Origin of the sequence: Planifilum fimeticola (assembly GCF_003001905.1) — a bacterium.
Lineage (GTDB): Bacteria > Bacillota > Bacilli > Thermoactinomycetales > DSM-44946 > Planifilum > Planifilum fimeticola.
The window spans coordinates 22,827-42,640 of sequence record NZ_PVNE01000014.1; the positions used below are offsets into that span (position 1 = coordinate 22,827).

General features: G+C 56.3%; 22 protein-coding genes. 13 read left to right on the forward strand and 9 right to left on the reverse strand.

Features of this window, described 5'->3' with window-relative positions:
- The first annotated feature begins 1 nt into the window (after window position 1).
- From CLV97_RS09765 to modB, 7 genes are all read left to right on the forward strand, one after another.
- A complete protein-coding gene (locus CLV97_RS09765) occupies window positions 2-1,282 on the forward strand; it encodes a vWA domain-containing protein (protein ID WP_146130461.1) in 1,281 nt (426 codons plus the stop codon).
- Window positions 1,283-1,287: 5 nt separating this feature from the next.
- Window positions 1,288-1,680, forward strand: coding sequence for an XdhC family protein (locus tag CLV97_RS18355; protein ID WP_211295720.1), 393 nt, complete (start codon window positions 1,288-1,290; stop codon window positions 1,678-1,680).
- Entirely contained in the window at window positions 1,677-2,492 is an 816-nt protein-coding gene (locus tag CLV97_RS09770) for an XdhC family protein (protein WP_211295721.1), read from the forward strand. The genes CLV97_RS18355 and CLV97_RS09770 overlap by 4 nt, the downstream gene beginning before the upstream one ends.
- Before the next feature lie 19 nt (window positions 2,493-2,511).
- Window positions 2,512-3,138, forward strand: coding sequence for a nucleotidyltransferase family protein (locus CLV97_RS09775; RefSeq protein WP_106345342.1), 627 nt, complete (start codon window positions 2,512-2,514; stop codon window positions 3,136-3,138).
- 241 nt (window positions 3,139-3,379) lie between these two features.
- Window positions 3,380-4,393 carry a GTP 3',8-cyclase MoaA gene (gene moaA, locus CLV97_RS09780; protein WP_106345402.1) on the forward strand — a complete coding sequence of 338 codons (1,014 nt, stop codon included), beginning with the start codon at window positions 3,380-3,382 and terminating at the stop codon, window positions 4,391-4,393.
- Between the two features lie 13 nt (window positions 4,394-4,406).
- Window positions 4,407-5,204: a molybdate ABC transporter substrate-binding protein gene (gene modA / locus CLV97_RS09785; RefSeq protein WP_170070442.1), complete on the forward strand. Its 798-nt coding sequence runs from the start codon at window positions 4,407-4,409 to the stop codon at window positions 5,202-5,204.
- Complete coding sequence (gene modB / locus CLV97_RS09790; RefSeq protein ID WP_106345344.1) at window positions 5,201-5,857, forward strand: molybdate ABC transporter permease subunit; 657 nt, start codon at window positions 5,201-5,203, stop codon at window positions 5,855-5,857. The genes modA and modB overlap by 4 nt, the downstream gene beginning before the upstream one ends.
- A gap of 125 nt (window positions 5,858-5,982) precedes the next feature.
- Here modB and CLV97_RS09795 read toward each other — a convergent pair whose 3' ends face one another.
- Window positions 5,983-6,915 (reverse strand): prohibitin family protein, encoded by a 933-nt coding sequence (locus CLV97_RS09795; protein ID WP_170070443.1) that lies wholly within the window; start codon window positions 6,913-6,915, stop codon window positions 5,983-5,985.
- Between the two features lie 16 nt (window positions 6,916-6,931).
- On the reverse strand, window positions 6,932-7,057 hold the full coding sequence (locus CLV97_RS18795; protein WP_281257604.1) for a hypothetical protein: 126 nt from the start codon (window positions 7,055-7,057) through the stop codon (window positions 6,932-6,934).
- A 179-nt stretch (window positions 7,058-7,236) separates the two neighbouring features.
- Between CLV97_RS18795 and CLV97_RS09800 the strand changes: the two genes are divergently transcribed.
- From CLV97_RS09800 to CLV97_RS09810, 3 genes are all read left to right on the forward strand, one after another.
- The gene (locus tag CLV97_RS09800; protein ID WP_106345346.1) at window positions 7,237-7,935 is read left to right on the forward strand and encodes a uracil-DNA glycosylase; all 699 of its coding nucleotides are present in this window, start codon (window positions 7,237-7,239) and stop codon (window positions 7,933-7,935) included.
- Between the two features lie 225 nt (window positions 7,936-8,160).
- Window positions 8,161-9,051: an LCP family glycopolymer transferase gene (locus tag CLV97_RS09805; protein WP_106345347.1), complete on the forward strand. Its 891-nt coding sequence runs from the start codon at window positions 8,161-8,163 to the stop codon at window positions 9,049-9,051.
- Between the two features lie 229 nt (window positions 9,052-9,280).
- On the forward strand, window positions 9,281-10,144 hold the full coding sequence (locus CLV97_RS09810) for a CDP-alcohol phosphatidyltransferase family protein (protein WP_106345348.1): 864 nt from the start codon (window positions 9,281-9,283) through the stop codon (window positions 10,142-10,144).
- A 183-nt stretch (window positions 10,145-10,327) separates the two neighbouring features.
- On the opposite strand, the gene CLV97_RS09815 is transcribed toward CLV97_RS09810, so the two are convergent.
- From CLV97_RS09815 to CLV97_RS09845, 7 genes are read right to left on the reverse strand one after another with little or no spacing between them, the layout of a single operon-like run.
- Complete coding sequence (locus CLV97_RS09815; protein ID WP_245891459.1) at window positions 10,328-11,353, reverse strand: CDP-alcohol phosphatidyltransferase family protein; 1,026 nt, start codon at window positions 11,351-11,353, stop codon at window positions 10,328-10,330.
- 7 nt (window positions 11,354-11,360) lie between these two features.
- A complete protein-coding gene (locus CLV97_RS09820) occupies window positions 11,361-12,107 on the reverse strand; it encodes an ABC transporter ATP-binding protein (protein ID WP_106345350.1) in 747 nt (248 codons plus the stop codon).
- A gap of 2 nt (window positions 12,108-12,109) precedes the next feature.
- Entirely contained in the window at window positions 12,110-12,922 is an 813-nt protein-coding gene (locus tag CLV97_RS09825; protein WP_106345351.1) for an ABC transporter permease, read from the reverse strand.
- Window positions 12,923-12,936: 14 nt separating this feature from the next.
- On the reverse strand, window positions 12,937-14,031 hold the full coding sequence (locus tag CLV97_RS09830; RefSeq protein ID WP_106345352.1) for an iron-containing alcohol dehydrogenase family protein: 1,095 nt from the start codon (window positions 14,029-14,031) through the stop codon (window positions 12,937-12,939).
- A gap of 15 nt (window positions 14,032-14,046) precedes the next feature.
- On the reverse strand, window positions 14,047-14,760 hold the full coding sequence (locus CLV97_RS09835; protein WP_106345353.1) for a phosphocholine cytidylyltransferase family protein: 714 nt from the start codon (window positions 14,758-14,760) through the stop codon (window positions 14,047-14,049).
- 21 nt (window positions 14,761-14,781) lie between these two features.
- On the reverse strand, window positions 14,782-15,546 hold the full coding sequence (locus CLV97_RS09840; protein ID WP_106345354.1) for a CDP-alcohol phosphatidyltransferase family protein: 765 nt from the start codon (window positions 15,544-15,546) through the stop codon (window positions 14,782-14,784).
- Window positions 15,506-16,549 carry a glycosyltransferase family 2 protein gene (locus tag CLV97_RS09845; protein ID WP_106345355.1) on the reverse strand — a complete coding sequence of 348 codons (1,044 nt, stop codon included), beginning with the start codon at window positions 16,547-16,549 and terminating at the stop codon, window positions 15,506-15,508. Before CLV97_RS09845 ends, CLV97_RS09840 begins: the two co-directional genes overlap by 41 nt.
- Before the next feature lie 349 nt (window positions 16,550-16,898).
- Between CLV97_RS09845 and CLV97_RS09850 the strand changes: the two genes are divergently transcribed.
- The 3 genes from CLV97_RS09850 (at window position 16,899) to CLV97_RS09860 (ending at window position 19,800) form a co-directional block, all read left to right on the forward strand.
- Window positions 16,899-17,585, forward strand: a complete 687-nt coding sequence (locus tag CLV97_RS09850) for an IspD/TarI family cytidylyltransferase (protein WP_106345356.1) — start codon at window positions 16,899-16,901, stop codon at window positions 17,583-17,585.
- A complete protein-coding gene (locus CLV97_RS09855; protein WP_106345357.1) occupies window positions 17,585-18,376 on the forward strand; it encodes an SDR family oxidoreductase in 792 nt (263 codons plus the stop codon). The genes CLV97_RS09850 and CLV97_RS09855 overlap by 1 nt, the downstream gene beginning before the upstream one ends.
- 89 nt (window positions 18,377-18,465) lie before the next feature.
- Window positions 18,466-19,800, forward strand: coding sequence for a CDP-glycerol glycerophosphotransferase family protein (locus CLV97_RS09860; RefSeq protein WP_245891463.1), 1,335 nt, complete (start codon window positions 18,466-18,468; stop codon window positions 19,798-19,800).
- Window positions 19,801-19,814: the final 14 nt, after the last annotated feature.

Sequence of the window (19,814 nt, forward strand, 5' to 3'; positions counted from 1 at the left end):
CATGATCCGATCTTCTTCTGCACCCCCCAACCTTGTCGATCATCTGCTCCGGCTGTGCCGGGCTCTCCGCTCCCGGGGCTTTTCCATCGGTCCCGGCGAGGAGATCGACATGTTTCGCGCCCTCGAGGCGGTCGATATCGGGGACCGGGAGGAGTTCGCTTCGGCCCTGCGCCTTGTGTTGTGTTCCAGCCGGGAGGAACAGGCGCTGTTCGACACCCTTTTTGAACGGTTTCTCCTGGCGGCGGAATCGGATGCGGGCGGACGTTCCATCCAGCTCATCCCGGAAGCGGGGGCGGCGGAAGAAGAAGGGGAAAGGAAGGTTCCGCCGGACGGACGGCCTTCCCGCCGGGAAGGGGGAAAAGCCGTCCGGGCGGAAGGGAAATTCGCGGGATCGGAGCGGACCGGGACGGAAGGGTTTCCGCATTCCGGAAGGGCGGAGGAGGGTTCCCGGAGAGGAGACGGGAAGGGGCATCCGGCAGGGGAGGGGGAGAAGTGGGATGTTCCCCTCGCGCGGGTGGCCCGCTACAGCGCCGCCCGTCTGTCCGGGCGATCGACCGCCGAAATCCCCGCGGACGGACTGGAGGAAATGATGGAGGCGGCCGCCGCTCTGGTTTCCCGGATCCGGATTCGGCGAAGCCGCCGGCTGAAGCCGATGCGGCGGGGAAGCCGCCTCCATTTCCGCCGGGTGTTTCGCGAAAGCGCCACCTCGGGAGGGGAGTTGGCCCTTCCGGCCTGGTCGGGCTATCGCCGCCGCCAGGCCCGGTTCATCCTTTTCTGCGACGGCAGCCGGTCGATGGCTCCCTTTGCCGGACGTTTTCTCCAATTCGCCTACGCCCTTACCCGAAAGGCCCGCCGCGTCGAAGTCTTTCTCTTTTCGACGGATATCCGCCGCGTCACCGACGAGCTCCGCAGGGACGCGAAGGGGCGGCTGCCCCCACTGACGGGTTTGGGAACGGAGTGGGACGGAGGCACGCGCATCGGCGAATCGCTGGAACGCTTTTTGAGGGAACACGGGGGACGCATGCTGGGCAGGGACAGCCTGGTGATCATCGCAAGCGACGGCCTGGACGCCGGGGGGCCGGACCGGCTGTCCCGCTCGATGGCCGAGCTTCGCCGCCGGTCCGCCGGGGTGGTCTGGCTCAATCCGCTCCTCTCCCTCCGGGGCTACCGTCCGGAGGCGGAAGGGATGAAGGCGGCGCTTCCATACATCGATATCTTTTCGGAGGCTTGCGATCCCCCTTCCTTCCGAAAACTGGCCAAACGCATTTCCTTCCGGAGGTGACGGACGTGAAGGAGAATCGGGACATTGCCCGGGCGATGGAGGAAGCGAAGCGGGCGGGCCGGAAGGTGGCATTGGCCACCGTCGTCCGCGTGAAGGGGTCCGCTTATCGCCGAGAGGGCGCCAAACTGCTGATCGATGAGGAAGGAAACACCGTCGGCGTAATTTCCGGCGGTTGCCTGGAACCGGATGTGGCGGAGGTGGCGAAAAAGGTGATGGCCGACGGGCGACCCGTCCTCAAGAGCTACGAGTTGGACGAGGAACTGGTTTGGGGGCTGGGGTTGGGTTGTCCGGGAACCGTCGACATCTGGATCGAGCCGGTTCCGGACACGGATGTCCCGCGCACCCTTCGCGAGGCGCGGAAAGCGGAAGGGCTTGAGGGAAGGGAGGAATCCTCGTGAGCGGGCAAAGGGAAAAGGAGCTCTATGAATCGTGGCTCCGCTGTCTCAGGGAGGGGCGGGCCGCGGTGCTCGCCCGCCTTCTGGAATCCTCTTCGCCGGATCTTCAGGCGGGCGCCCGCCTCTTCATCCCCGAGGAGGGGGAGCCCATGGGAGATCTGGGGGACCCCTCCCTGAACCGGTTGGTGATCGAACGGGCCCGGGAAAAACTGGCCACCTTGTACCCGCGTTCGGAAACCTGTCCCGTTTCCCTGCCCGGAGGAGAACAGGTGCAGGTGTTTTTCGACATCAACCTCCCTCCCTTCGAGCTGATGATTTTCGGCGCCGGCCACGATGCCGTTCCCGTGGCCAAGTTTGCCCTGGAGCTGGGATTCCGCACGACGGTGGTGGATCCGAGGCCGGCGTACGCCACCGGGGAGCGCTTTCCGGGAAGCCGGATCATCCTGGCCGATCGCCATTCGTGGGAGGAAAAGGTGACGGTTGGGCGGCGGACGTTTGTATTGGTGATGAATCACCACCTGGAGCGGGATCGGGCCGCCATCCGCTTCGCCTTGAATTCGCCCGCTCCCTACGTGGGTGTGCTCGGACCCAGGTCCCGCCGGGAGCGGATGCTGGAGGCCCTCGAAAAGGAAGGGGTCCGCTTCGAAAAGGAGCAGCTGTCCCGGATGTACAGTCCGGTCGGTCTCGACATCGGCGCCGAAACTCCGGAGGAAGTGGCGGTCAGCATCTTGGCCGAGGTGTTGGCCTTTCGCAGCGGCCATAAGGGCGGCTTTCTGCGGGAGCGCAGCCGGGACAGCATCCATCAGCCCCTGTGAGGCCGAGAGGGTGTTGGGCATGGAAACGGGCGTGTTTGCCGTCATCCTTGCGGCGGGGACGTCTTCCCGGATGGGAAGGCCGAAGCAGCTCCTCGACTGGGGAGGTGTCCCGCTGCTCCAGGCGGTGATCCGCAAGGTGCTGGACCACCCCTTTTCGGAAGTGATCGCCGTCATCGGTTACCGCGCGGCGGAGATCCAAAGCGCGATCCGGATCGAAGACGGACGCTTCCGCTGGGTCGTCAACCGCCGTTACTCCTCCGGGCAGAGCAGTTCGCTTCTGGCCGGGGTGAGATCCGGGAAGGGCCATTCGTCGATGATCTTTTTGGGGGATTTGCCCCTGCTCGAGGGCGAGACGATTCGCCGCATTGCCGAAGAGGGCATATCCAGGCTCCGGCTGGGGGATTCCTCGGAGCCCGCGGTGGTCCGCCCGTCCTTTCGCGGAGTTCCGGGGCATCCGGTTTTTCTCGGGAATTGCCGGAGGATCGATTGGGTCCGACTGAGGGGAGATACGGGGGCAAGGGGATTGCTTTGCCACGTGCGGAACCGGACCCTTCTTCCCGTGGAGGATCCCGGGGTCGTCATGGATGTGGACACCCCGCAGGCCTACGAAAGCCTTCGGCTTCTCGCCTTTCCTTCGCAGGAATGAGCGATCCCGTGGACCGGGGTCTCGAGGCCTCCTGTGATATACTGAAAAGAGAGTTGCGATCGGCTGTCGGAGACAGCAAAGATCCGCATGACCTGGAGAAACATCCGTCAAGTCGCCAAGGGTTCACCGATCGAGATGTTGCCTGTTCCCTTTCAATCTTTCGCTTTTCAACCCTGTCGACGGGCGCTGTGGTCGGCGGTCATGGCGGGAAATGCGGTAAAAATGGGGGAGCGTGAAAAAAATGACGGGGATCAAAGACGCCCTTGGCCGTCCGCTTCGGGATTTGCGCATTTCCGTGACGGACCGCTGCAATTTTCGTTGCCGGTACTGCATGCCTGAAGAAGTGTTTGGTCCCGATTATCCCTTTTTGCCCAGGGAAAAGATCCTCCGTTTTGAGGAGATCACCCGCTTGGTGCGGATCTTCTCCGGACTGGGCGTGGAGAAGGTCCGGATTACCGGGGGTGAGCCCCTGCTTCGGCGGGATCTGCCCGATTTGATCCGGATGATTTCCGGGGTGGAGGGGATACGGGACATCGCCCTGACGACCAACGGGACCCTGCTGGCACGATTCGCCGGGGCTCTTCGGGAGGCGGGGCTCAAGCGGGTCAATGTCAGCCTGGATGCGATCGACGATGACATCTTCGCCCGAATGAACGGGGGCCGGTCCGCTGTCCGCCCCGTGTTGGAAGGCATCGAAGCGGCGGCGAGGGCCGGTCTCAAGGTGAAGATCAACATGGTGGTCCAAAAGGGGGTCAACGACGGACAGATTCTGCCCATGGTCCGCCACTTTCGCGGTACGGGTCACATCCTGCGCTTCATCGAATTCATGGATGTGGGCAACAACAACGGGTGGAATTTGGAGCAGGTGGTTTCCAAGCGGGAGATCCTCGAGCGGATCCATCGGGAGATGCCCCTGGAACCGGTGAACCCGACCCATTACGGCGAAGTCGCCTCCCGTTACCGCTTCCGGGGAAGCGACGAGGAGATCGGGGTGATCTCCTCGGTGACCGATTCCTTCTGTTCCACCTGCACCCGGGCGCGGCTGTCCGCGGACGGTCAGTTGTACACCTGCCTGTTCGCCTCCGAGGGGTATGACCTGCGGGGGCCGCTGCGGGCCGGGGAGAGCGATGAGGAGATCGAGGAGCGCATTCGGCGGGTGTGGAATCGCCGGCGGGACCGGTATTCGGAGGAGCGGCTTCATGATGCGGAGCTTCGCCATCGCAGGAAAGTGGAAATGTCCTATATCGGCGGGTGAGGGGAGGCGGGGGATGCTCGGATTCCGACGGATCGCGGCGCTGCTCTGTTCCTTTTCCCTGCTTTTTTCCTCCGCCTGTTCCGTCGGGACGACGGAGGGGCGCGCCGATGAGGTTCGAATTTACGTGCTGGCGGCGGCCAGTTTGACGGATGCGGTCCGGGAGATTCAAGCCCGGTACGAATCCGACCATCCGGGCGTCCGGCTCGTTCCGACCTTCGCCTCCTCCGGCCGGCTGAAACAGCAGATCGAAAGGGGGGCGCCCGCCGACCTGTTCCTGTCCGCGGGAACCGGGGAGATGGAGGAACTGGTCGGAAAGAATCGGATCGATTCCCGGTTTCATGTCGAACTTCTCGAAAACGAACTGGTTCTGATCGCGCCCGAGGGCACGTCCTTGAAGGGCTTGGCCGATTTGGCCTCGCACCGGACGAAGCGGATCGCCATCGGCCATCCGGAAACGGTCCCGGCGGGAACATACGCCCGGGAGGCGCTTGCGCACTTCGGCCTGTGGGAGAAGTTGCGGCGGAAACTGGTTTTCGCGGGGGACGTCCGGCAGGTGTTGGCCTACGTGAAGACGGGAAATGCGGATGCGGGCATCGTTTACCGGACGGACAGCCGGCACGGCGGAGTTTCGGTCATCGCGGAGATTCCTCCCGAAAGCCACAGACGGATCGTGTATCCCCTCGGGGTGGTCAAGGGGACGAAACACCCGTCGGAAGCGCAGGCCCTTTATCGCTGGCTGCAGGGGGAGGAGGCCCGGTCCATATTCGAAAAGTACGGGTTTAAAGGAGTTGCGGCACCGTCCTCAAAATGATTTCCACCGATTTCTGGAATCCGATTCTCCTGTCCTTCAAAGTGAACGTGACCGCCAGCCTGATCGCCTTCGCGGCCGCGACGGCCTTCGCCTGGTGGCTGAAAGACCGGTCGTTTCCGGGGAAAACGATCCTGGAGACCCTTTTGATGCTCCCCCTCGTCCTGCCGCCCACCGTCGTCGGTTTCGGCCTGCTCGTGCTTCTGGGACGAAACGGACCCGTCGGACGGTTTGTCGAGTGGCTGTTGCATCAACCGGTGATCTTTACCTGGTGGGCGGCGGTGGTCGCTGCGGCGGTGGTTGCGTTTCCCTTGATGTATCAGACCTTCAAAGCGGGATTTGAGTCCGTCGATCGGGATCTGGAGGATGCGGCCCGGGCGATGGGGGCGGGGGAAGGGCAAGTCTTCCGGCACGTCACCCTTCCGTTGTCCTGGCGCTTTTTGTTGACGGGAACGGTACTGGGGTTTGCGAGGGGAATCGGGGAATTCGGCGCCACCTTGATGGTGGCGGGCAACATTCCCGGGGAGACGCAAACGGTTCCGACGGCCATTTACATCGCCGTGGAGACGGGGCGCATGGACCTGGCCGCCTCCTGGGTGATGGCTGTCGTCTTCCTCTCTTTTCTGCTGCTGGGAATTGTGCAAAGGATGAAATGACGGCATGAAAAGGCACCGCCTCCATAGGCGGTGCCTTCTGTTCCGGGTTGGACGCTTCCCCGCCCCTTGCGGGACGGATACAGGAAGGAAAAAGCCCCCGCCGGACCTTGGGTCCGGCTTTACCTTCACTTGCCCTTCGATTCCGAAGAAGAAACGAACCAGTTGGAGGGCAGGTTGAGCATGGCATTTCCGCCGGTCATCATGGGGAGTTGGCCGTTCCAGCGCTTCACGGTTTCGTACTGGACGAGAACCGGGCTGAGGGAGGCGCGGAGGATCCGGTTGGCTTCCGCCTGGGCCTTCGCTTCGATCACTTTGGCCTCGGCCTTTCCTTGGGCTTCGATCTTCATCTTTTCCGCCTGGACCTTGGCCTGTTCCCGCTGCACCTTCAGGGTCTCCAGGCGCTGCTTGGCATTTACCTTTTCCTGGATCGCTTTCAGGGATTCCTTATCCGGCCGGATGGCGGAGAAGTTGAAGGTTTCCACGATGATCCCGTGGGGCTTGAGGGAATCCCGGAACTTTTCAAACACCTTCCGGTTTAGCTCCGAGCGCTTCTCCCCGTAGACTTCCATCACGTCGTACTGCGTGGTGATCTCCTGAATCGCTTCCTTCAGCCGGTCCTTCATGAAGCCGGCTTCGATCAGATCGCTTTCCTGCCCCCGAAACTTGGTGAAGATGCCGGGAAGCTTTTCCGGGTCCATGTGGTACGAGTAGACCACGTCCACATTCACATTTTTTCCGTCCTTGGTGGAGATGTCGAAGCTGTTGTCCTCATCGTCGCCATCCTTCGAAAGATAGACGGTCTCCGTCGACACGGGATATTCCGTCACCCGCTTGAAGGGGGCGATGACGTGCCACCCCTGGTTCAGCACGTCCTCCTCCACACCACCGCTGGGGCTGTACACCACTCCGGCGAATCCCGGTTCGATTCGGGCAAGCATCAGAAAGGCGAGGATCACAATCAGGATCAAGGCCACTCCCACCGCGGCTGCGCCGACCCGGAAGGACCGGTTGGGACGGTCCGGGAGTGCGGGGTGTTGAACGTTTTCGGCGTTGTTCAAGGGCATCGCTCCTTCGTTATTGTTTGAAAGAATTGAAGAACCTGATCACAAAATCCCCCACTTTTTGGAAAATCCCTGCTTTGGCCAGCAAAACATAGATAAAGATCAGGCCGAGAAGGACCAACAGGATGCCGGCGATCACGGGTGACCCTCCCATCCGGTATTTGTCGGCAAGAGCTTGTGGGTGCTTTTTCCCGCACCAACCTGCGGATAATTATAAATATACCAATTGTGAGGGCAAAAATGGATGCCTCAGGGAATCCGTCGAAAAATGTTTGGCCGCCGAAGAGGCGGAATGGACGGCGGCAGGAGGTGGCGGTCATGGCTTTTGAAGATCCCGTGTCGCTGTTTGTGGCGAGGCTGGCCGGGTTTCGCGTGCCCGGTCCGTATCAGGACAAACTGCGAAATCCCTACTCGGATCCCCGCCGGCGGGAGAATCTGCGCCTCTATCTCACCCTCATGAGGCGCCGGCGCCCCCGCGTACTGCTGGTGGGACGGGATCCCGGCCACAGAGGATGCGCGCTCACCGGAATCCCCTTTACCAGCGAAGCGATCGCCGCCCGGGGAACCCTTCCTTCCGGCGAGCGGCTGGCGTGCTCCGGTACCGTCGTGGGTCCGGGGGTGGGGTACTTCATTCCGTCCGACCGCCCTCCCGTTTCGGAGGCGTCCGCATCGATCATCTGGGAGGGGATTCACCGCTATTTTGAGGATCCGCCCCTTTTGTGGAACGTCCTTCCCTTCCATCCGCACCGTTCCGGCAATCCCCGGAGCAACCGCCTCCCGGCGCTGGTCGCGGAAACATTGGCCTTCGGGCTTCCTTACCTGATAGCCCTTTTCGACCTCTTTCCGTCCGTCGACACGGTCTTGGCAGCAGGCGAAAGGGCGGGGGAGGTGTTTCGCCGGCTTGAAAAGGAAAACGGTTTGCGTAAAACGGTTTATTTCCTTCGCCACCCATCTTACGGAGGAAAGTGCAACTTTTTTGAGCAGTTGCAACGTCTAAAAGGTGAAGGGAGGATATAAGAGCTAGGGCGATATCATCGAATGCGCGGAACAGGTTGTCACCGGGAACCGACTCTTGGCTCTTTTCCAGGAGGAGGCGGGGTGTCCGGACCGCAAAGCAATAAACGTCAATGGAAAACCGGCGACTTTCCGGCGAGGAAGGATTTGCTTTCCTACTTGATTTTGCTTCGCGACAAGGAATAGAGTAAAGATTGGATGATCTGTTTGGAAAAGGGGCCGTTGAGCATGAAATGGTTGAAAATTTTCCTCGCGCTGTTGATCGTCGCCGGCGGGGCCGTCGGGGGGTATGCGTTTTATTTGTACAAATCGATCGAAAAGACGGCCGATCGGATGTATCAACCCGTCACGGGCGAAACGGAGGCCAAGGAAATCATCGAGAAGGAGAAGCCCTTCTGCATCTTGATTATGGGCGTGGATGAAAGGAAGGGCGATCGCGGCCGTTCCGATACCATGATGGTGATGGCGGTCAATCCCCGGAAGGAGTCCGCCCTGCTCTTCAACATTCCGCGGGATACGCGCACCGAAATCGTAGGTCGCGGGACCCAGGACAAAATCAACCACGCCTATGCCTACGGCGGGGTGAAGATGTCCATCGAGACGGTGGAACAATTTCTCGATGTCCCGGTCGATTACTACGCAAAGGTGAATATGCAGGGATTTGCGAGGATCGTGGATGCGCTGGGAGGGGTGGAGGTGGACAATCCTTTCGCCTTTCAGTATGGTGGACACACCTTTGAGAAGGGGCGCATCCATCTGGACGGCGACACGGCCTTGAAATATGCGCGCATGCGCTATGAGGATCCGCGCGGGGATTTGGGCAGAAATGAACGCCAGCGCCAGGTGTTGAAGTCGATGATCAAGAAGGCGGCATCGCCCGGGATCGTGGCCAATCTGGGCACCATATTGGAGAGCCTGGGATCCAGCGTGACGACCAACATCACCTTTGATGAAATGAAAAAATTGGGAGATGACTACCGAAACGCCATTCGGAAGGTTGACACCTTGGAAATCAAGGGGCGCGGACAAAAGATTAACGGCATCTACTATTTGATCGTCAGCGAGGAAGAAAAGAAGCGGATACGGTCTCTGGTCAAAAAACAGCTGGAACTGGAATAAATCCCGTTTCATGGACGGAGGACCTGTCTGAAGGTCTGCGGCTGAAACCCGATCCGGCGGAGGCACACGAAAGGGTATTGTTGGAAAACAAAATATAAAATTTTTTATGATGGAAAACAAATTGTCCGCATAAAGGGAGATAAAAAATAAATAATTAGATTTACTTGTATGAATTCATTGAGTGTGCTAAACTAAATTTTAGACGTTTTTGACGGGGAGAGAGTCATGCATGTACACAATGGATGATGTGCGATCGACCTACAAGAAACGCGATGCCTGGTGGACCGTTTTTCTGGTGGATCCGATCGCTTCTCGGATTATGCTGCCCATCGCCAACCACACCAATATCACGCCGAATCAGATTACGGTGATTGCGTTCCTACTGGGGATTTTGTCTGCCGTCTGCTTTTTTCAGGGAACCCCCGTTTTTTTGATCGCCGGGGCCCTGCTGTTTCATTTGAGCTTTACCTTCGATTGCATTGACGGAAAGCTCGCCCGGCTCAAAGGCAACGGAACCATGTTCGGCATGTGGCTGGATTACATGCTTGACCGGGCGCGGGTCGCTTTGTGTAGTTTGGCGTTGATGACGGGCCAGTTTTTAAAAACCAATGAACCCTTGTTCATCTACTTGGCCTTTCTGATCGTCTTTTTGGACATGACTCGGTATATGAACGCCCTCCACATATTCAAGATTCGTTCCAAAATGAAGAAGGAAGTCCGGAAGACCTTAAGGCAAATTTACGGTGAAACTCAGCAGGAGCAGTCCGAGGAGCAGGAGGAGTCTGTCGGGGAAAGAAATTCGAGGGTTGTGGACCTGAATCAATACTTCAAATCCAAGTTCGGGTTTTATCTTCGCGTGAGAGACTGGTTGGAGAAATATCGGGTCCGGCCTCATCTGTTCAGCGGGATCGAGTATCAAATGTTCATTTTCATCATCGGGCCGCTTGTCGGATTGATTGAAGAGATGGTTATCATCAGCTCCGTTCTGCTTCTCATCTTTGAGCTGGCCATCTTGTATAAGCTTTGGCTCAGCACCCTGGACTTCAAAAAAGAGATGGAAAAACTGAAACATAGCCTGCAAAATGTCACGTGATGGTATCTCCCGAAGGTGAGTGTCGTCGGCGGGGGATCCGCCCCCGCCTAGGGTGCCGGATGAAAAAATTGCGCCGCAACCTTGTTAAAAAGGCAACGGCGCAATCTCCTCTCCGTTGAAGGGGAAGCGGCCCCATCCTGCGCTTCTTTGACGGCGATATCCCGCGCAGTTTAAAACGGACCGTCAACCGGTTTGTTTGGTCTGTTGGCTGGCGGCCTCTTCCGTTTTCGGATCTTTCGGCAGCGTCGCCGCGATCGATTCCCTGGACTTGAGAATTTTGTTGTGCTCCCTTTCGAAATCCTGGGTGCTCAGCCACATCTTATATATGATGGCCGCCTCAAAGGCGAACAGGAGGAAAGAGCCGACGAGGATCGTTTCCTTGATGATCCCGAGGATCGGCGCAACGATGAAGATGAACATCTGGAATTCGATGCCGCTGAAGAGGTGCATGCGGATCCGCTTCGCGAGCAAAAACTCCCGGATTTTCATGTAGGTAGTGAATTTGGACTTAAACGCCTGTTGCAGATCGGCTCTGGAGTTTACCGGGATGTCCAGGGGAGCGAGGGATTTTGGCCCACCCTTTTCTTGGAGCCCATCCTCGGAGGACTCCTCGTCCTCTTCCCTTTCCTCCGCTTTCTTCTCTTCCGGTTTCAGAACGATTCCGGCGGCTTCCGCCGTTTCATACAGCTCCTTTCGGGCTTTCCGCAGCTTTTTTCGCATCTCCCGGCGCAGTTTGTACAGGTGAAGGGCGTTGATGTGACGCGCAAAGTAAGCGATCAAAAACAGAGTCAGTAGGTAAAGGTATGTCACGTCACCGGTGAGACGGAACTGGCCGAAGGCCAAAGCCACGCCGCAAAGGGCAACGCGGACATGGTCCAGGCTGATGTCCAAAAGGATCCCAAAACTGGTCCCGGTTCCCTTCAGCCGGGCGATTTTTCCGTCCATGCAGTCGATGATGAAACTGATGTGATACAAAAGCGCCCCGATGACCAGGGCCAGATAGCAGCCCAGGTAAAAACAGAGCGCGGCGGTCATCCCTATAATAAAAGACGCGATGGACAGCTGGTTGGGGGTGATGTTGGTCCGGTTGGCCACCGGCAGAATCAGCCGCGCGGCGATGGGATCCACCAACAGCACGGTCCACCATGCGTCTTTCTTTTTAAAGGTTTCCTTCACATCCTCCATTGTATAAGTGCGTTTATTGCTCAATCTGGGATCACGCCCCTTTCTTCTTCTTTTTCTTTCCTTCCTTCTGGTATTTGTCGATGATGGCATCGATGTCCCCGATGTCCTTGACTTGTCCCTTCTCCAAAATCAGCCCCCGATCGCAGATGCTCTTCAGGGGAGACAAGCTGTGAGACACGATCACGAGCGTTTTCCCTGAATCCCGCAGCTCCTCCATTTTGGCGTAGCATTTTTTCTTGAAATCCTTGTCACCCACCGCGAGCACTTCGTCGATCAGGATGATGTCCGCGTCGATGTGAATGGCGATGGAGAAGCCGAGGCGGGCCTTCATCCCCGAGGAGTAGAATTTCACCGGCGTGTTGATGAACTCCTCAAGCTCCGAGAACTCCACGATCTTGGGATAAACCTCTTGGATTTGATCCTTGTTCAGTCCGAAAATGGCGCAGTTGAGGCGGATGTTTTCGGCTCCTGACAGGTCCCGGCTCAACCCCGCCCCGAGCTCGATGAGGGGGGCCACTTTTCCGTTGACCTGCACCTCTCCTTTGTCGGGATAGATGATTCCGCTCAGAATTTTGAACAGGGTACTTTTCCCCGCTCCGTTATTGCCGACGATGGCGAAGGATTCCCCCTGCCTGATGGAGAAGGAGACGTCTTTCAGGGCGGTAAACTCCGTGTATCGCTTTTCTCCCTTTGTCAAAGAGATGAGGTATCCCTTCAACGTCTTGTCGTAGGCTTTTCGGAAATGTTTGGTCAGATTCCTGACCACAATCGCATCCATGGTCAAATCACTTCCCCTACTCTACGATTGAGCCGCTTGAAGACCCCCCAGGAGATGAAAAAGATGACGATCGTAATGATGATGGCGTAAAAAATCCACTTCATATCGACTCCCTGAGTATCCCCGTAAAAAATGGTGTGATACAGGGAAATCATGACAGCCATGGGATTCAGCAGATAGAAATCGGCAAACCGCTCGACGAAAGGAGAGTCGCTGTTCATGACGAAACTGATCGGATAAATGATGGGGCAAAGGTACATCCAGGCCCGCATCAGAAGATTGGTGATGAATTCCACATCCCGGTAGAATACGTTGAGCATGGAAACCAGAAACATGCAGGCCAGGGTAAAGACGGACTGCAACGTCAAAAAGGCCGGAAGCAAGGCCAATTTGTCCCAGTGGATCGGATGGCCGAAGGCCAGTGCGACCAAGAGAATCAAGGCGAAGGCCGGGATAAAGTTCACCAGGTTGGAAAGCAGGATGGTGATCGGAAAGATCTCCCTGGGGAAGTACACCTTTTTGATGAGGGAGGAGTTGCTGGAAAGCGCTTTGGTTCCCGCCCTCACCGCGTTGCTGAAAAAGGTCCATGGAATGAGCCCGGAAAGGATGAACAGGGGGTAATGCTCAATCTTCTCCCCCCCTCTTCCATCGATTCCCAGAATAAGAGAAAACACAATCGTGTAGATCACCATCAGTCCCAGCGGTTCCAAGAGAGACCAGAAAAAGCCGAAGAACGAGTTGCGGTATTTGATGCGTACCTCTTTGTGGACGAGAAAATAAAGCAATTCCTTGTACTTCATCATCTCTGCAAGCATTCCGGATGAACTCCTTATTTCGCTGATGAACCGATCGAGCGATAGCGGTTTTTCGCTTCCTCGGGGAAGACTTCTTCCAAAATGGAATCGATCTCTTTGTCCGTCAGGTTGAATTCATCGAGGATGGTGTACCGGTTTCGCATGGAGGGAGCCAGACGGATGGCCCGGCGCATTTCCTCCTTGGTGTAGCCGATATCCTCATAATGCGTCGGCAGTCCCAGCTTTTCGTAATAGGGGTGAAGCTCCTCCACTTGTTGCCGTTTCCCCTGCAAATATTGGGAGATCAGGACGCCGATGGCCACTTGCTCTCCGTGCAGGGCCTTGGCTCCGCAGTGGAAGTCCAGGGCATGGCTGATCAGATGTTCCGACCCGCTGCAGGGGCGGCTAGAACCGGCCACGGACATGGCGATCCCGCTCATGATCAGCGATTCGGCGGCGGACTTTAACAGGCGGGACCGGTCCAGGTCCCGCCGGTTGACGGTGTTCATGAAGGACTCGACCGCATTTTTGGCCATCAAGGCGGCGAAGGTGTTCATTTCTTCAACGCCGGCCTGGTGCGCTAGTTGCCAATCGAACAGGGCGGTTTTGTTGGACAGAAGATCGCCGATTCCGGCGGACACCAGCCGGGGGGGACAGGATGCCAGGATGTCCAGATCGATTACCACCGCCAAGGGCATCCGGACTCCGATGCTGGTGCTCCTGTTCCTCATTTTGATAACGGCAACCGGCGAGCAGATGGCGTCACTGGAAGCAGCCGTGGGGAACAGGACCACCGGCACGTTGCACCGGGTTCCCACCACCTTGGACACGTCCAGGGCCTTTCCGCCGCCGATGCCGAAGATGTAATCGGGGGTTTCCTCCAACACCTTCCGTTCCAAGCGGTTGATGATGTCCAGCGTGTTGTTTTCGCAGGACAGGATGTGGACCTCTCTCGCCTGGGGCCGGATGGTGTCTCGGATCATTTCGGCCAATTGGTGGGTATTGTTGCTCCCGCAGATCAGAAACACCTTTTTATCCTTCAACCCTTCGTATATCGGGGTTTTCGGAAGGCGGGAGACGGCGCCGTGTTCAATGATCAGATGGATGGGTATGCGAATTTTGTTCGCCAATGGGATCACTCCGTTTTATTTCAACACGGTTGCGGCCATTTTGCGGGCGGTATCCAGATCGTTGAAGTCGTCGATTTCGATCCAGGGGTATCCGCGGGTATCCACGCCGGCGATTTTCACGGCATTGACGCAGGCCTCATATACGTTCTCGTACCAGGCATCGGTGTCACCGGCCTCGATCATCTCCCGGGCCGTGCGGTAGAGAATTTCCAGATCGGCCTTCGCCAGTTTCGAAATTCCGATGTATTCCCCGTTTGCTTCATTCAGCGGGATTTTTTTGTTGATCTCCGTCAGCCGGCCGTCTTCAAGCTTGACGCGCATGGCTTCTTCGGTGAGCTCCTTTTGCTGGTCCACGAGGATAGCCGTCGGGGCCTCGTGGTTCAGGAGAAGGGGGATCATGCGCTCGTCGTAAAAATCGTCGGAGTTGATCAGGAGCAAATCATCTCCGATCGATTCAGTCAGCAAAAAGGAGTAGATGTTGTTCATCGTGTCAAAGTGGGGATTGTAGATGAATTGGATCTCCGTGCCCTCGAAGTGCTCCCGAATCCGTTCCATCTTGTAGCCGCCGAGAATGTGAATGTCCTTTTCCTTGAAACCGACCTTCAACACGCTTTCCACCTGATATTGCACCAGGGGTTTGTCCTGAACCCGAATCATCGCCTTCGGTTTATCTTCCGTTTCCGGCCGCAATCGGCTGCCCACACCGGCTGCGAGAATCACTACTTTCATTTTACGACACTCCTTGAACCCTCAATTCGAATTCAGTGCCTTCAGCACATGGTATAACCGAAACGCTGTCTTTACTCCCCACAGGACGAGAAAGGCAGCGATAAACCAGACGGTCACAGGCAGATTCGACAGGTATTCCAGACAGAGCAGCAGGGGGAGCGCGGCGAAGAAGCCGGGCAGCCCGGTGACAAAGGCGACGCATTCCCAAAAGAAGGATGTGGTCCGCATGTCGCTTACCGGATCGCTTTCATCGTTTTTGAGATCGGTGTAGTTGTAGGCGAGGGGAATGGCCAAGCCCATCGTGGCAACCAGGGTTGTAAGGTAAATCCCCGAGGCGGTCCACAGGCCAAGGGGAGTTTCCGCGGTCAAGGCATGAATCGTCAGGGAGAAGGCTGCCAAAATGGGTATGCTTGTGGCACGGATCAGCGTGTCGATGAATACTCCCTGCCTGCTGGTGGTCCCCCTGAGTCGGGCCAGTTCGCCGTCGACACAGTCGCACAGATAGCCGAGGTTGTAGGCGAGGACGGCCATCAACATCGCCCAGGGCTCTGCCCAGAGCATGAGCCAGCCCGTAAGGATGAAAAAGAGCAGGCTGAACCAGGTTACTGCGTTGGGGGTTATCGGAGTACTGCGAAGCAATAGGGTGACGTAGATGGAGATTCTCCTGAGAACATACCAGGTCCAGAGATCTTCCTTCCACCGCGGTTTCTGGCACCGAGCGCGATATTCAAGGATCTTGGCTGAATCAACGGGAAGCGTCGGCAAGTTCTTGGGGAGCTCTTTCATGATTCCTCCAGTAGTGCTTGCTCAGTAGGCTCGCGGCGGAACCGAAACCCCGGCTGAAATGGAGAAGGAAAAAACTCAACATGCAGGGGAAAAAGTATTTCCAGCCTTTTTCTTTGACAATGCCCCAGGAAGAGTACGTCAGCAGTATGAGATAGGTGCCGATCAGCGCGAGCAAGGTGTAACCGGCAAGAGCGCTGAAAAAGGATCCGATGCTCAAAACCAGTCCCACCAGCACGGCCAAAAAGGGAATGAGATGGCGCCATCTCAGCACCCCGATTCCCCTTTTGCTGGCCACCATGGTCCATTTGCCGTCGCTGAAGGATTTCTTGATGAAGGCGGACAGGGTGCTGCGCACGAAATAAGTGGAACGAATGGAGGTGGATAGGAAAAAGGTTCCTCCACGGTTTCGGATCCGGGCATGCATCTCCAGGTCTTCGTTTCGTTTCAGGGTCTCGTCGAAGTAGCCCACTTTGTCGAAAATTTCCCTTTTATATGCCGCATAAGGTACGGTATCCACATATCCTTCCCAATCCGCTTTGGTTGTTCGAAACTTGGAATTGCCGACCCCGAAGGGGTGGGAATAGACATAAGCGTTGACTTCCCCCCAAAAGCCGGTGCCAACGGTCTCCACGATTCCGCCCACGCAGGAGGCGGAGGGCACCCTTTGCACAACCCGGTAGGTGCTGGACAGAAAATCCCGGGGAATCCGGCTGTGTCCGTCAACGCGAATCACGTACTCCCCATTGGCATGCTGGATGCCGAGGTTCCATCCCGTCGCCAATGTTTTCTTCGGATTTTTATATACGCGGATCCGGTCCCGGTGACGCTTCCGGAACGATTCGATGATCTCCGGACTGCGGTCTATGGACTCCCCGTCCACCACGATGATCTCATACCGGTCCCGGGGAAAGTCCTGATTTAAGATCGCTTCCAACAAGTTTTCCAAATATTTTTCTTCGTTTCGGACAACCAGCAGAAACGAAAAAATCGGTTTCTCCTCGATGGCGGATCACTTCTCTCTTCTGCACTGCGGCAGTTAATCCCTCGGTCGTACCTATGATAACACGTACCCGTTGTTACGACAATTCTTTTTCCGACAGTGAAAAACTTGGCGGAAAACGAAATTGATAAAATTAGGTATATTCCCAATCATTATTTAAATTACAACCACCCTGATCTCCCCTTTCCTTCCGATCCTCTGAAGTGCCGGGGATTGAGGGATTTTCCGGGGGAGGAGGGAGGGGGTGTTTGTTGACAAACTGTAATGAATGTGAAATACTTATTTCCGAACAAAAAGGGGTATCCATCGTTCCTTGATTTTTTAACACATTTTATAAAGCGGGGAAGAGGAAATGGAACAAATCAGCATGATTCTGTTGTCCGGCGGAATTGGAACCAGGATGAAAGCGAGTGTTCCGAAGCAGTTTTTGCCCATTGGCGGCAAACCGATTATCGTTCATGTGTTGGAAAAATTGGAGAATATTGAAGAAATTTCTGAAGTGATCGTTCCTTCTCCGCGAAATTATATGGAACAAACAAGCGAAGTGATCCGCAATTACCAATTCAGCAAGCCGGTTCAAGTGATCGAGGGTGGAAAAACTCGGCAGGAGTCTGTATATAAAGCGCTCAAGCGCGTGACGCAAGAGAACGTGTTGATTCATGAGTCGGTTCGCCCCTTCGTGACGCAGGAGGAATTTGAGCGCCTGATCCGCACCGGGGAGCAGAATGCAACATACGGTTTGGATATTCCGTTTACGGTATTGGAAGGCAAGGAGTATATCGAAAGGAACCTGGACCGAGACCGGTTGATCAACATCCAGCTGCCACAGAAGTTTGATGCCAAAAAGCTGCTTGCGGCCCATGAACAGGCGATCAGGGACGGAAAATCGTTCACGGAGGATGTCAGCCTCTATTTCCACTACAACCGTGAACGGATCAAGGTCTTGCGAGGCACCGAATACAACATCAAAATCACGATGCCCATCGACCAGACCATCGGGGAGATCATATACAAAGAGTACATTCTGGGGGGAGAATAATGTCGACTTGTCTGATCACCGGCGCCAGCAGAGGAATTGGCCGCGCGATCGCTATCAAGCTGAGCGAACGGGAAGATTTCCAGAATTTTGTCCTCCTGTCCCGCAGTCAAAAGGGCCTGGAGGAGACGAAGAGGCTGATGAACCCGAAAAAGCGGGTGGATTTATACAGCGTGGATGTTACGCGGTTTGAGGAGATCCAAAAGATCGTGGATCAGGTGATCCGGGATTACGGCCGGATCGATTACCTGCTCAACGTGGCGGGTTATGCCGAGCCCAAATCCCTTTTGGAAACCACGATCGATAATTGGACGCAGACCTATCTCATCAACGTCCACTCCCTGTTCTTTATCACCCGGGAAGTGGTCAAGCACATGAAGAAAACCGGCGGGAAGATTCTGAACGTGGCCTCCACGGCCGGAATGTCCTCGCGGCCCGGATGGCTTGCGTACTCCTCCTCCAAAGCGGCCGTGATCAGCATGTCGCAAACGCTGTCCGATGAGCTGGCGGAATACGGAATCAAGGTGTACTGCATTTCGCCGGGACGGTGCGCGACGGAACTGCGGAGGATTTTGGCCCCCGATGAGGATCAATCCAAGATCATGCAGCCGGAACACGTGGCAGATGTTGTAAACAATCTGCTTTCCGAAAGCGGTATCTGCCTGGACGGCCAAAACATCGTCATTCGTCAGCAACAGCAACCGAAAAAAAAGGCGGAGCCGTCCGACGCGGAACCGAAAAAAAAGGCCGAAGACAAAGCCGAAGAGAAATTGGAAAAGGAGATCACCGCGTAAAAATAAGAATGGGATGAGGGGATCTGCGCATCTCGGGCAGGTCCTCTTTCGTAGCCGGAAACAAAACGTGGAAAGAGGTAATACCATTGATGGATTTGACGTACCTCCTGAGCCTCGCGGCGGCATTTCTGTTCGGCGTATTCGTTGGGGTCTACAGGAAGAAAATAAAGGTTCACACCCGAAGGCTGGTGGGTGTTCTCCTGTACAACACCGTCCGCCTTTTCCCGAGAAACGGGAGGATCGTCGTATTTGGTTCGGAAGGCGGACGGGGGTACAGAGGGAATCCCAAATACCTCTTTTTGCGGATGCGGCGGGATCCGAGAATTCGGTGCATCTGGATTTTGAAGGATCGGAGCGTCGTCGAGCGCCTGAACAGTGAGGGAATCGAGGCCTACTATTATCATTCCCTCAAGGGGATCTATTATCAACTTCGCGCCAAGGTGTTCATTCATTCCCATTCGTTCCACGACGATTTCGACCGCTTTTTCCTGGGAGGGGCCATTTCCGTCAACACCTGGCACGGAGTCGGTCTGAAAAAGGTGTGGGCGGCCAATAAGAAGACCTTCACTTACAAGGTGCTTCACGAAACCAACCCGATCAAGAAATTTTTGGGGATGTTGCTGGTCCGCACGATGTTCGGGCGGGAAAATTACGTCATCTCGACGAGCGAAAGGGTCTCCTCCTATTACCCCGAAACCTTCCTCGTTTCCGAGGAGAATGTCTTTTCCCTGGGGCAAGCCCGGAATGACGTCTTTTTCGGCGAGTTTGAAGAGGAGGAGGACCAGTTTCCGGAGTACATCAAAAACAACCGCGTGATCACCTACATGCCCACCCACCGATATTACGGGAAACTGGACCGTGAAATCAGCGAGGTACTGGATCTGGAGAAGATCGACAAATTCTGCGAAGAACACGGGTATATCTTCCTGATCAAGCGCCACATGTACAGCAGGGGGCAGATCCCGGAAACGCTGAAACATGTCAAGGATGTCAGCCAGGAGGATTTGGATCCGCAACTGCTGTTGAAATACACCGACGTCCTCATCACTGACTATTCCAGCTGCTACACGGATTACCTGTTGCTCGACCGGCCGGTCATCTTCTACTGTTACGACCTGGAGCGGTACCTGGAGCAGTCCAACGAGATGTATTTCGACTATTTCGAGGTGACGCCCGGGCCCAGGGTGAAGGACTTCAACGCTTTGCTCGAAGCGATGACGGATGCGGTAGAAGGCCGCGACGAATACGCCGGAGAACGGAAACGGGTTCTCAATATCTTCTACGCCAAAGAGAATCAGTCTCCGGTCACCGACAAACAGGTGGATTTCATCTACAACAACGTTTTGAAGCTGTCTCCCGCGGAGAAATCGGATTCCGAAGTTCAGGATGCTTCCATCCGGGAGCTGAAGCGGGAAGTCGGCTGATCCACGAAAAAACC

What these genes read in the sequence shown, in the direction of transcription:
- CLV97_RS09765 (WP_146130461.1), top strand. Translation starts at nt 2, where the DNA reads ATGATCCGATCTTCTTCTGCACCCCCCAACCTTGTCGATCATCTGCTC.
- CLV97_RS09775 (WP_106345342.1), top strand. Translation starts at nt 2,512, where the DNA reads ATGGAAACGGGCGTGTTTGCCGTCATCCTTGCGGCGGGGACGTCTTCC.
- moaA (WP_106345402.1), top strand. Translation starts at nt 3,380, where the DNA reads ATGACGGGGATCAAAGACGCCCTTGGCCGTCCGCTTCGGGATTTGCGC.
- modA (WP_170070442.1), top strand. Translation starts at nt 4,407, where the DNA reads ATGCTCGGATTCCGACGGATCGCGGCGCTGCTCTGTTCCTTTTCCCTG.
- modB (WP_106345344.1), top strand. Translation starts at nt 5,201, where the DNA reads ATGATTTCCACCGATTTCTGGAATCCGATTCTCCTGTCCTTCAAAGTG.
- CLV97_RS09800 (WP_106345346.1), top strand. Translation starts at nt 7,237, where the DNA reads ATGGCTTTTGAAGATCCCGTGTCGCTGTTTGTGGCGAGGCTGGCCGGG.
- CLV97_RS09805 (WP_106345347.1), top strand. Translation starts at nt 8,161, where the DNA reads ATGAAATGGTTGAAAATTTTCCTCGCGCTGTTGATCGTCGCCGGCGGG.
- CLV97_RS09810 (WP_106345348.1), top strand. Translation starts at nt 9,281, where the DNA reads ATGTACACAATGGATGATGTGCGATCGACCTACAAGAAACGCGATGCC.
- CLV97_RS09820 (WP_106345350.1), bottom strand. Translation starts at nt 12,107, where the DNA reads ATGGATGCGATTGTGGTCAGGAATCTGACCAAACATTTCCGAAAAGCC.
- CLV97_RS09825 (WP_106345351.1), bottom strand. Translation starts at nt 12,922, where the DNA reads ATGCTTGCAGAGATGATGAAGTACAAGGAATTGCTTTATTTTCTCGTC.
- CLV97_RS09835 (WP_106345353.1), bottom strand. Translation starts at nt 14,760, where the DNA reads ATGAAAGTAGTGATTCTCGCAGCCGGTGTGGGCAGCCGATTGCGGCCG.
- CLV97_RS09840 (WP_106345354.1), bottom strand. Translation starts at nt 15,546, where the DNA reads ATGAAAGAGCTCCCCAAGAACTTGCCGACGCTTCCCGTTGATTCAGCC.
- CLV97_RS09850 (WP_106345356.1), top strand. Translation starts at nt 16,899, where the DNA reads ATGGAACAAATCAGCATGATTCTGTTGTCCGGCGGAATTGGAACCAGG.
- CLV97_RS09855 (WP_106345357.1), top strand. Translation starts at nt 17,585, where the DNA reads ATGTCGACTTGTCTGATCACCGGCGCCAGCAGAGGAATTGGCCGCGCG.
- CLV97_RS09860 (WP_245891463.1), top strand. Translation starts at nt 18,466, where the DNA reads ATGGATTTGACGTACCTCCTGAGCCTCGCGGCGGCATTTCTGTTCGGC.